The organism is Confluentibacter lentus (assembly GCF_002806995.1).
GTDB classification, from domain to species: Bacteria; Bacteroidota; Bacteroidia; order Flavobacteriales; family Flavobacteriaceae; genus Confluentibacter; species Confluentibacter lentus.
The window spans coordinates 205,158-217,015 of sequence record NZ_NIHE01000002.1; the positions used below are offsets into that span (position 1 = coordinate 205,158).

The window sequence follows — 11,858 nt, forward strand, 5'->3', positions numbered from 1 at the left end:
AAAATTCTTGAGCTAAAGTCTATTTCTATAAGCACTGTATATCTTAGAACTCCAAGGAGAATATAATTTTCTGGCTTGCTTAATGGTTAAAATGGCATTTTCTTCATCGTGTTGTTCGTCTAGGTACAAATGAATAGCCACAGAAATGGCTGCCGCTATTTCTCCTGTAAAATCCTGATTAACTTTTGGTGAAATATCCTTAACTTTTTTGTCCCTTCCCCTAGTAATTATTTTATAGATGTAGAGCATAATTGGCAAACCGTATTTAAAAAATACGGTTAAAAGAATTAACCCTCCAAAAACAATTAATAAACCTGTTATTAGGATGATGTATCCTTCAACTAATGTATCTGTATATAATAGTACGCGTATCATTATAATGGGATATTTGAGTGTTTTTTAGGTGGATTTACCTCTTTTTTATTAGCCAATAATTCTAAAGCTCTAACAATTCTGAAACGTGTGTTTCTTGGTTCTATAACATCATCAATAAATCCATATTTAGCAGCCACATAAGGATTGGCGAACTTGGCATTATATTCATTTTCTTTTTCCTCGATGTAATGAAGTTTTTCAACTTCATCCTCAATTTTACTAATATTAGAACCTTCTAAAACTTCTACGGCTCCTTTGGCTCCCATAACAGCTATTTCCGCCGTTGGCCAAGCATAATTTAAGTCACCGCGTAATTGTTTACAGCTCATAACATCATGGGCTCCACCATACGATTTACGAAGTGTGATGGTTACTTTTGGAACGGTTGCTTCACCATAAGCGAACAATAATTTGGCACCATGTAAAATAATACCACCGTATTCTTGTCCAGTACCCGGCAAGAATCCTGGAACATCTACCAAGGTTACGATGGGAATATTAAAAGCATCACAAAAACGAACAAATCTGGCCGCTTTTCTAGACGATTCACTATCTAATACACCAGCATAATATTTTGGTTGATTGGCAACAATACCAACCGAACGTCCATTAAAGCGCGCAAATCCTACAACAATATTTCGAGCATAATTTCTATGGACTTCTAAAAATTCGCCATTATCTGTAATAGTTGAAATGACATCAATCATATCATACGCCTGATTTGAATTTTCTGGAATGATGGCATTCAACGAATCTTCCAATCTGTCAATAGGATCTGAAGTTGCGATGATAGGTGGCTCTTCCAGATTATTTGATGGTAGATAGCTTAGTAATTTTCTAATAAGCAATAAATTTTCTTCATCGTTTTCCGCCAAAAAATGGGATACTCCCGATTTAGTTGAATGAATATGAGCCCCTCCCAATTGTTCTGCAGTTACTACTTCGCCCGTTACAGCTTGCACGACTTTTGGTCCCGTAACAAACATATAGCTTGTTTTATCGGTCATAATTGTGAAATCCGTTAAGGCTGGAGAATATACAGCACCACCGGCACAAGGCCCTAAAATGGAAGATATTTGTGGAATAACTCCAGAAGCCATGATGTTTCTTTGGAAAATTTCAGCATAACCAGCAAGCGAACGAACGCCTTCCTGAATTCTTGCTCCACCACTATCGTTGAGTCCGATTACAGGCACACCAATTTTCATGGCCATATCCATAACCTTACAAATTTTTAAAGCATAGGTTTCTGAAAGTGATCCTCCAAATACAGTAAAATCTTGGGAGAATACATAAACAATTCTACCATCAATAGTACCATGCCCTGTGACCACACCATCAGATAGATAGATTTCTTTATCCAATCCAAAAGACTTTGTTCTGTGCGTCACAAACATGTCAAACTCTTCAAAACTATCATCGTCTAAAAGAATATTGATTCTTTCACGGGCAGTTAGTTTTCCTTTAGCATGTTGGGAGTCTATACGTTTTATACCTCCACCCAACTTTGCTTTTACTCGTTTTTCAATGAGCTCATTAATTTTATCTTGATTTGCCATTTGTATATTATTTTCTTAGCTATTTTGTTATTCTATTTTACTCTTTTGAACATAATTCCGTTAGTACGCCCAATGTAGATTTAGGATGTAAAAACCCGATATCTAATCCCTCTGCGCCTTTTCTGGATGTCTTGTCAATAAGCGTTACACCTTTTTCCTCGGCAAGTTTTAATGCATCAGTGGCATTTTTAACGGCAAAAGCGATGTGATGGATACCCGGTCCCTTTTTCTCTATAAATTTTCCAATGGGTCCATCGGGCGAAGTACTTTCAAGCAATTCAATTTTTGTAGTACCTACCAAAAAAAAGGCTGTCTTCACTTTTTGATCGACAACCTCTTCAACTGCATAGCATCTCATGCCTAAGACATCTTCATAATATGTAATGGCTTGTTCTAAATTTTCAACGGCGATTCCTATATGTTCTATGTGGGAAATATTCATGATTTATAATTTTTTATTGAATATTATCATTAATAAAGTATGTCAAAATTAAAGTAAGGGTACTTCCTAAATTATGACAGAAGTCATGTAATACTGAATATTTCCAATAAATTTAAACTACAACGTTTTAGTAGCATTTATTTTAAATATTAATCCCAAACAAATAATCTTATATTTGAAAATGGCATTAAATAGTTCCTTTTTTAAGTCTTACAAAATACCTTCATTGTTGGTATTATCGAGTTTTTTATTCTATGTTTCTTTTGCTTACGATTTAAAAAGGACAGATTTCACAAAGCTCATCATGCTTTACACAGCATTATTTTTTCTGTTTTACAAATTTGTCAATATATTTAAAAATGATATAAGGGTTCTAACTTTGATGGCGTTTGGATTTAGAGCCATTTTTATATTGGCTATTCCCAATTTATCACAAGATTTTTATAGATTTATTTGGGATGGCAGATTGCTTGTTGAAGGCATTAATCCGTATGCAGACACCGTAGAATTCTTTATTCAAAAAGGGGAATTTCCTGTAGCACATGCTCAAGAATTATATCTTGGGATGGGTGAATTAAATGGAAATCATTTTTCTAATTATCCTCCAGTCAATCAACTTTGCTTTGCCTTGGCGGCTTTATTTGCAGGAAAAAGCATTTTAGGTTCGACTATTATTTTACGATTGATTATTATTTGTGCCGATTTTGGAACTCTTTATTTTGGAAAAAAACTACTTAAAAGGTTAGAGCTACCGGTTTACAATATTTTCTGGTATATTTTAAATCCATTTATTATTATTGAATTAACTGGCAATCTTCATTTTGAAGGCGTTATGATTTTCTTTTTGGTTTGGAGTTTGTATTTACTGCAGTCAGGAAAATGGCTATTGTCTGCTTTTGTTTTAGCCCTTTCAGTTTCCGTAAAATTGATTCCTTTAATGTTCTTGCCTTTGTTTTATCAGTGGTTCACCAAACAAAATATCATTGCAAATATAACTAAGCAAACTGTTTTTAATAGTGCGTTTGCTTCGTCGTTGCCTCCTCGCAATGACGATAAAAAATGGATTCCTGATTTTAAAAAATTGACAAAACTGATTTCCTTTTATTTAGTTATTGGCTTTACAACACTCCTGTTTTTTATCCCATTTTATTTTTCAGGATTTATAAATAACTATACAAAAACAATTGGTCTGTGGTTCCATCAATTTGAATTTAATGCTAGTTTGTATTATATAGCCAGAGAGATTGGCTATACATTTAGAGGCTATAATGAAATTGATGCCATTGGAAAAATAACACCAATTATTGTTATTCTATTTGTTATAATTTTGACTTTTTTCAGAAAAAACAGGACAACAATCGACCTTATTACGTCGATGTTGTTAGTATTATCTTTCTACTATTTCACGGCAACAACCGTACATCCCTGGTACGTTGCTACGCTTTTAATATTATCCATTTTCACAACATATAAATTTCCTTTGGTTTGGAGTTTTGCTATTATTCTTAGTTATTTAGCTTACAGCAATCCAAATGAGACAGAGAATTTATGGATAATAGCTTTAGAATATATAATCGTTTATAGTGTATTTATTTGGGAAATATTCATAAAAAAAGCCACCATAAAGGCAGCTTGATTTATAACAAATAACCTATTTGCTAGGATTTAAAGACATCTGATGGATTTTTAAAACTTTTAAATTCCAGCATATAATCGTTAGGATCGTTTACAAAAAAGGACGTGTGTTCCCCAAGATTATCTTTTAAAAATGTGGTTTTGTCCACCAATTCCAAATCTTGCTCTTTAAGTTTTGCGTAAACCTCATTCCATGCATCTAAACCAATAACAACACCAAAGTGAAATGATGGCAAAATTTTACCTTCAAACACATAGTTAGGACTATTAAAGTTGAATTTCCCAGCTTTTATAAACGTTATTTGGTGACCAAATAAATTAATATCTACCCAACTTTGGGTTGATCTTCCTATGGAAGCCCCTATACTCGTATAAAATTTTTTGGTATCTCTTACGCTCAGGCAAGGCAATGACATGTGAAATAGTGTAACCATAAATCTTAATATTTAAAGTGGTTTTAAACTTTCTATTCTGTAAATTAAAAAATCTTCGTCCCCATCATCAAAAACCTCTACAAAAGATACTCTAAATTCCTTCCCAACTAGAGATGAATCATTTTTTAAATCAAATTGTTTTAAAACACGAGGATGAACTTCTTCAAAAACCATATCCTCACCATTATCAAACAAAAACGTATAATAACCGTTTTCGTAAGACTTAAAAACAGCTGTTTCCATTTTACTGAAAAAAATTAATCTAAATCCTCATCGTCATCATCATCTTCATCAATGGGCTCATCTTCATAGTCTTCATCATCATCTTCACCATCTGAATCATCAACATCGTCTGCTTTTTTAACTACTTCATCATCATCGTCGTCTTCTACTTCGATACCAATTTCAGGGTCTTGAATAGCATCTGGATCATCAGTCGCAAAATCGCCATAATCATCTTCATCATAATTTTCCATGGTAATGGCTAGTTTCTTACTAACTTTTACTAAATACTTGGTATCTTTGGTAGTTACTTCTACGGCTTCAATTATTTCATTATTGGCATTTCTGAATGATATAATTTGGTCTTCATCATACCCATCAGGATATTTTTCAACCAATAAAGCCAAGATTTCTGGGGTTAGCTTTTTAAAGTCTACGATAACTCGTTTTAAATTGTCGTTTTTATTTTTCATTTATTCAAAAGTTTCAATTTTTTCAAAAGTTCCAATATAGCATTTTTTACATACCCAAAAGGTAAGCAAATATTAAAGGTGCCACAATAGTGGCATCACTTTCTATTATAAATTTTGGGGTATTAATATCAAGTTTTCCCCATGTGATTTTTTCATTTGGTACTGCTCCAGAATAAGATCCATAACTTGTTGTAGAGTCACTAATTTGGCAAAAATAACTCCAAAAAGGGATGTCGTGCATTTCCATATCTTGATAAAGCATGGGCACCACACATATTGGAAAATCACCAGCGATACCACCACCAATTTGAAAGAAACCAACTCCTTTTCCTGTTGATTTTTTTGGATACCAATCTGCTAACCACATCATATACTCTATTCCACCTTTGGTTGTTGTTGCCTTAAACTCACCTTTGATGCAGTATGAAGCAAAAATATTTCCCATGGTACTATCTTCCCATCCCGGAACTATAATAGGCAGGTTTTTTTCAGCAGCGGCAATCATCCAAGAATCTTTTGGATCGATTTCATAATATTGCTCTAAAACACCAGAATTTAACATTTGGTACATGAACTCATGCGGAAAATAACGCTCGCCTGACTTATCTGCCTTATTCCAAACATCATATAAATGTGACTGTAATCTTCTAAACGCTTCTTCCTCTGGGATACAAGTATCTGTAACACGATTGTAATGGTTTTCCAATAAATCCCATTCCTCCTGTGGTGATAAATCCCTGTAATTAGGCACGCGTTTGTAGGAGTTGTGTGCCACTAAATTCATAATATCTTCTTCAAGATTTGCACCAGTACAAGATATGATATGAATTTTATTTTGACGAATCATTTCTGCCAACGACTTCCCTAACTCAGCCGTACTCATAGCACCTGCCAAGGTTACCATCATTTTTCCACCTTCTAGCAAATGCGTTTCATAACCCTTTGCTGCATCAACCAAAGCGGCTGCATTAAAATGCAAATAATGATGTTCTATGAATTGTGATATAGGGCCTTTAGTAGTCATCGTCTTCTTCAAATTTAGAATTGCTGTTTTTATTTACAAATGTATTATCAAAGGAATTATCATAACTATCTCCTGCATCTTCATCTTGAAATTTGTAACTAATCATTTTACTATAAAGTCTAGCCACTAAAGCATTGGATGCTTTGTTATTCTCATTCGGACAAAACTCCATAATATCGAACCCTACCACATTTTTTTCAGCAAAAACCTGTTTCAAAAAATCCAATGTTTCATACCAAAACAAGCCACCAGGTTCTGGATTTCCACTATTTGGCATGATGGAAATATCCAATGCAGATAAATCAAAAGTAATAAAAACATTCTCGGTCATTTGGTCGATAGCACTATCCATCCACGTATCATCTACTGCCATTTCATGTGCGAAATATGTTTTTTCCTCATCAATAACCGTTTTTTCCATGGCATCCATAGAACGAATACCAACTTGGATTAAATTGGTTGTTTGACTAGCTTCGTAAGCGGCACAAGCACTGCTGAATGAAGAACCTTTGTATGATTTACTTAAATTGGCGTGGGCATCTAAATGCAAAACCGTCAAATTATTGAAGGTTTCATTAAAGGCACGAATGGTTCCTATAGATACAGCATGACTACCACCAAAAATAGTAACAAACTTGTTTCTTTTGATATATTTTTTAGTGGTTTCGTGTACGGTTTTTACCATAGCTTCTGCTGAACTATTTTCAGTAATGGCATCAGCTAAATATATTCCTTGCTTATAAACTTCGGTAGCAGTCTCAATATCATAAAGACCCATATTTTCTGAAGCTTCCAAAAATGCTTCTGGCCCTTGTTTTGTTCCTTGCCCTGTACTTGTTCCCTCATAAGGAACTGGAATAAGCACCACTTTTGCGCTTTCTAATTTTGAGAATTCTTCTGGAATTCCAGCGTAGGTTCTGATTTTCATTTTTTAATAATTATTATTTTTTGGTCAGTTGCATTTCACCATTAACCGGTGTAGTTGATACGTCAACTACACTATTTTGATTTGTCTCGTAACCTAATATCTTAAGTAAGTCTTCACTTTTTTGTTGTTCACTAAATAATTGCGTCGTAATATTTCCTTCTTCATCTCTATCAATTAAAATATGCTTTGGTGATGGAATTAAGCAGTGTTGCAATCCTCCAAAACCTCCAATGGTTTCTTGATAAGCTCCAGTATTAAAAAAACCTATGTACAACGGTTTATCTTTATTGTACTTGGGTAAATAAATCGCGTTCATGTGTTGCTCGCTATTGTAATAATCATCACTATCACAGGTTAATCCGCCCAATAAAACACGTTCATAACTATCATTCCATCTATTAACCGGTAGCATAACAAAACGTTTGTTAATAGCCCAAGTATCAGGCAAAGTTGTTATGAAAGAAGAATTGATCATATTCCATTTCTCCCTATCATTTTGCTGCTTTTGGTAAAGCACTTCATATATGGCACCACCACTTTCACCTACCGTAAAACTACCAAACTCTGTGAAAATATTTGGCACATCTACTTCTTCCTCTTCACACATCAATTTTATCTGGTTAATAATTTCATTAACCATATATTCATAATCAAAATCAAAAGCCAAAGAATTTTTTATTGGGAATCCCCCACCAATATTCAAACTATCTAAAGATGGACAAATGCGTTTCAAACTGGTATAAACCTTCAAACATTTTATAAGCTCATTCCAATAATAGGCATTATCTCTAATACCTGTATTTATAAAAAAATGAAGCATTTTAAGTTTTACTTTTTTGTTGTCTTTTATTTGAGCTCTATAAAATGGCACTATGTTTTTATAGCCAATACCTAAACGCGAAGTATAAAACTCGAATTTTGGCTCTTCTTCAGAAGCTATTCTGATACCTATATTAAATTTTCCTTTTATTTCTTTTGATAACAAGTCAATTTCTTCATAATTATCAATAATAGGAATGCAGTTTTTATGGCCGCCGTTTATTAAATTGGCAATATTTGTGATGTACTGCTCTCTTTTAAAACCATTACTGATAACGTAAGTTTTATCTGTTATTTTGCCTTCTTTCTTTAAATTCTGAACAATATCAATATCAAAAGCCGATGATGTTTCAATATGAATATCATTTTTAAGAGCTTCATTCAAAACATGTTTAAAATGCGAACTTTTTGTACAGTAGCAATAATTGTACTTGCCTTTATAATGATGCTTTTTAATGGCAGAGGCAAACCACTTTTTTGCTCTATTTATATTATTTGAAATTTGCGGCAAATAGGTAAACTTCAATGGCGTTCCGTACTCTTCTACCAACTGCATTAAGTCAATGCCATGAAATTGTAAATTCTTATCATCAAGCGTAAATTCTTCTTGCGGAAAATAAAATGATTGATTTATTAAATCGAAATATTTAGTATTCATTCTCTATTTGGATATCATAGATTAATATTAATTTTTTTAAAGTTATGAAACATATGTTTCTAATCAAATAATATTTTCTATTTATCAAATCTGAATCTGACTTTGGGTCGTAGGAATAAAGGCGTATATATGTTGGCTACCAACAATAGTATACACAGAAGTTAGCTTTAAATTTCGGTTACTTTTCCTGTAAGCAGCCTTTGAAAACAACTTCTTAATTTCCAAAAGCCCGAACATACAAACACGTTTCAATTTGTTCAGCATTTACTTTACAAATGAAATACATTTTTTTTATTTTTTTTTAAAAAAATGTTATTTTTTATCATCATTATTTAAAGCATTTTGAGTGTGTTCAACTCTTGCTCGGTTAGGTGTTTCCAATGTCCACGGGGAAGGTCTTTTTTGGTAAGATGCCCTATGGCAACACAATCTAAACTCACAATCTCATATTTTAAGTAATCAAATATGGATCGTATAATGGTATTACCAGTGTTTTTTATTTTTAAGCCGATTTCATTTTTTGAAGCACCATCTATATAACTGATTTCCTCAACCGCTATCAGTTTTCCTTCAATTTTAAAACCGGTTTGAATCTTTTTCAAGTCCTCCAACTTCAAATTTTTATCAAGCTCTATATGAAATAATCTAGCAATCCCATTTTTGGAGTTTGTAAATTTTTCCACAATAGCGTCATCATTGGTGAACAATATCAAGCCTAATGAGTTTCTACCCAAACGCCCTATAGGTTTTATACGCGATGTAGTGGCATTGGCAACCAAATCCATAACGGTTCTTCCTTTGCCTTCGCTGGTTGTTGTGGCAAAGCCTTTAGGCTTATTAAGCAACACATAGGCTTTTTTTTCTGGATTTACACGTGCCCCATCATATCTAACTTCATCATCAAGTTTCACTTTATAACCCATTTCGGTTACTACCTTGCCATTTACAGACACCAAACCCGTAGCTATGTGCACATCGGCTTCCCTTCTAGAACAAATACCGGAATTCGCAATGTATTTATTTAAACGGATTTCATTCGGGTTGGATTTATGGACCGATGTCGCCTTTGTTGAGCTAGATGGTTTTGTGAATCCACCTTGATTTTTTAAAGGGGCATTGCCTCTTGAATAACTATTTTTGCGACTAGTTTCACCTCCTCTTCCTGAACTCTTTTCATTGCCTTTATCTCCTTGATGCCTACTCATAACGTAATTATTTTTTGCAAAGATATGCTTAAATTTATGATTGACGATTTTTGAATTGATGATTTGTTAATTGAAAAAAAATACATCTTATATATGTTTTAAAATCAAATTAACATCTATCAATAAAATACTAAAAACACCTGAAAGAATAATAAGTTTTAAAATATTGTGAAGTATTAAATAATGTATTTTCGTTTTAGATTTCCATACCAATAGCATAAAAAACAACAATAAAATAAAGCTTAAATAAAAGTAAATGTACATACGCCCTACTTCAAATTTATACACTAAAAGATATATTGGAACTAAGGTCAAGCAGGTCAAAATAGTGAGCATTATTTTTGATGCCTTTTCACCATACACAATGGGAATTGTTTTATAATCGAGTGCCAAATCTCCTTTTAGGTTTTCTAAATCCTTAGTTAACTCTCTCATGGAAATGATTAAAAACAAGAACATGGCATGCACGAAAATAACAGTCTCAAAATTTTTGTAATAAATAAATATGACGAAAAAAGGCGTAATCGTTAAAATAGCTGAAGTGATGTTACCAATAAAAGGCATTTTTTTTAATTTGTGAGAGTAAAACCAAATACCAAAAATATACGCCGAAAAGAAAATAACAGCATTAAAGGATACATAACTTGCCATGACCACAGCCACAAAATTTAAAACAAAATAGAGCGATAATTTTGTGTTTTGACTCACCAACCTGTCAATCATTGATTTTTGCGGTCTATTAATCAAATCCTTTTCCGAATCATAAAAATTATTAATAATATAACCACCAGCTATAGTAGCTGCCGATGCTAAAACCAACATTAATAAATTAACATCGAAAACAACTTGGCGTACGGACTTATCGTGTGCAAAAATGTAAATAGATGTGATGTATTGGGCCACAACAACCACAAGTATATTATAGCCTCTTACCACAGAAAACATACTAAAAAATTTAAGTAGAATATGTTTCTGTCTTCGGTTTAACATAAAAATATATAATGAAATTCTGAAACGTGTTCAGGGCGATAGGCCTTTAGAAGTTGTAAACTACTTCTAATTTATAATCTTTAAGGGCTTGTTTTGCTTTATCGATATCTTCAGTAAAGCCAAGTATATAACCGCCACCGCCAGAACCGCAAAGCTTTAAATAGTAGTCATTGGTCTTAATGCCTTTTTCCCAAAGTTCATGAAATTCTTGTGGAATCATGGGTTTAAAATTATTAAGAACCACTTTTGATAATCGTTTGGTATTTTTAAATAAGGATTTGATGTCGCCATTTAAAAAATCATCCACACAAGCATCCGTATGCTTTATAAATTGGTCTTTCAGCATATTACGGAAACCTTCCTGTTTCATGTTTTCCATAAAAATACTCACCATTGGGGCAGTTTCCCCAATAATACCACTATCTAATAAAAACACGGCATTTTTACCTTCACTTTTTTGCGAAGGAATACCAGTTGCTTCAATATTATCTTGGGAATTAATAAGTATAGGAATGCTTAAATAACTGTTTAAAGGATCCAAACCAGAAGATTTTCCGTGGAAAAAAGATTCCATGGCCGAAAAAATAGCTTTCAGTGTTAACAGTTTTTCTCGCGTTAGATTCTCTAAAACCGTAATCTTATTTTGGGCATATTTATCATAAATAGCAGCAACCAAAGCACCACTACTCCCAACGCCATACCCTTGCGGAATGGAAGAATCAAAATACATGCCTTTACTAACATCCTGTTTGAGCTGCTCCATATCGAATTGCACTAACTCAGAATCCAAGTTCTCTAAATAGGCAACAAAACGTTTTAAACTTTCATTGGATTTTATAGCAATTTCTGAAGGATGCTCATCTACTTTTAAGGCTCCATTATAAAAATTATAAGGAATTGATAAACCTTTGGAATCTTTAATGATTCCATATTCTCCAAAGAGTAAAATTTTTGAGTAAAATAAAGGTCCCTTCATAAATTAATTAGTAATGAGCGATTAACGATTATTTTTTTGACACTTTCAGTTTTAACAATGCTCTAATATCTATCTGAATACTAAGATACTCCGAATTATTTAAACAACCTGTTTCTTT

The 11,858-nt window shown here is 33.0% G+C and carries 13 protein-coding genes; 1 reads left to right on the forward strand and 12 read right to left on the reverse strand.

The genetic code is table 11. The features are described 5' to 3' along the window. Positions 1–12: 12 nt before the first annotated feature. The 3 genes from CDH50_RS04850 to mce are packed head-to-tail and all read right to left on the reverse strand — an operon-like array spanning position 13 to position 2,376. Complete coding sequence (locus tag CDH50_RS04850) at positions 13–375, reverse strand: OadG family protein (protein WP_100610790.1); 363 nt, start codon at positions 373–375, stop codon at positions 13–15. Then, positions 375–1,934, reverse strand: a complete 1,560-nt coding sequence (locus tag CDH50_RS04855) for an acyl-CoA carboxylase subunit beta (protein WP_100610791.1) — start codon at positions 1,932–1,934, stop codon at positions 375–377. The genes CDH50_RS04850 and CDH50_RS04855 overlap by 1 nt, the downstream gene beginning before the upstream one ends. Positions 1,935–1,971: 37 nt before the next feature. Then, complete coding sequence (gene mce / locus CDH50_RS04860) at positions 1,972–2,376, reverse strand: methylmalonyl-CoA epimerase (RefSeq protein WP_100610792.1); 405 nt, start codon at positions 2,374–2,376, stop codon at positions 1,972–1,974. 181 nt (positions 2,377–2,557) lie between these two features. Here mce and CDH50_RS04865 point away from each other — a divergent pair, with 181 nt between their 5' ends. Further along, positions 2,558–4,012, forward strand: coding sequence for a mannosyltransferase (locus CDH50_RS04865; protein WP_100610793.1), 1,455 nt, complete (start codon positions 2,558–2,560; stop codon positions 4,010–4,012). Between the two features lie 22 nt (positions 4,013–4,034). Here CDH50_RS04865 and CDH50_RS04870 read toward each other — a convergent pair whose 3' ends face one another. From CDH50_RS04870 to CDH50_RS04910, 9 genes are all read right to left on the reverse strand, one after another. After that, entirely contained in the window at positions 4,035–4,445 is a 411-nt protein-coding gene (locus tag CDH50_RS04870) for a VOC family protein (RefSeq protein WP_100610794.1), read from the reverse strand. Between the two features lie 12 nt (positions 4,446–4,457). Further along, positions 4,458–4,688, reverse strand: coding sequence for a hypothetical protein (locus CDH50_RS04875; protein ID WP_100610795.1), 231 nt, complete (start codon positions 4,686–4,688; stop codon positions 4,458–4,460). A 14-nt stretch (positions 4,689–4,702) separates the two neighbouring features. Continuing rightward, positions 4,703–5,140: a hypothetical protein gene (locus CDH50_RS04880; RefSeq protein WP_100610796.1), complete on the reverse strand. Its 438-nt coding sequence runs from the start codon at positions 5,138–5,140 to the stop codon at positions 4,703–4,705. 46 nt (positions 5,141–5,186) lie between these two features. Further along, positions 5,187–6,164: a deoxyhypusine synthase family protein gene (locus tag CDH50_RS04885; protein ID WP_100610797.1), complete on the reverse strand. Its 978-nt coding sequence runs from the start codon at positions 6,162–6,164 to the stop codon at positions 5,187–5,189. Further along, on the reverse strand, positions 6,154–7,092 hold the full coding sequence (speB, locus tag CDH50_RS04890; RefSeq protein ID WP_100610798.1) for an agmatinase: 939 nt from the start codon (positions 7,090–7,092) through the stop codon (positions 6,154–6,156). The genes CDH50_RS04885 and speB overlap by 11 nt, the downstream gene beginning before the upstream one ends. Before the next feature lie 13 nt (positions 7,093–7,105). Further along, entirely contained in the window at positions 7,106–8,569 is a 1,464-nt protein-coding gene (locus CDH50_RS04895) for an arginine decarboxylase (RefSeq protein ID WP_232731959.1), read from the reverse strand. 332 nt (positions 8,570–8,901) lie between these two features. Further along, positions 8,902–9,774 (reverse strand): pseudouridine synthase, encoded by an 873-nt coding sequence (locus CDH50_RS04900; RefSeq protein WP_100610799.1) that lies wholly within the window; start codon positions 9,772–9,774, stop codon positions 8,902–8,904. An 87-nt stretch (positions 9,775–9,861) separates the two neighbouring features. After that, positions 9,862–10,764 (reverse strand): geranylgeranylglycerol-phosphate geranylgeranyltransferase, encoded by a 903-nt coding sequence (locus CDH50_RS04905; protein WP_100610800.1) that lies wholly within the window; start codon positions 10,762–10,764, stop codon positions 9,862–9,864. Between the two features lie 46 nt (positions 10,765–10,810). Beyond that, positions 10,811–11,740: a mevalonate kinase family protein gene (locus tag CDH50_RS04910; RefSeq protein WP_100610801.1), complete on the reverse strand. Its 930-nt coding sequence runs from the start codon at positions 11,738–11,740 to the stop codon at positions 10,811–10,813. Positions 11,741–11,858: the final 118 nt, after the last annotated feature.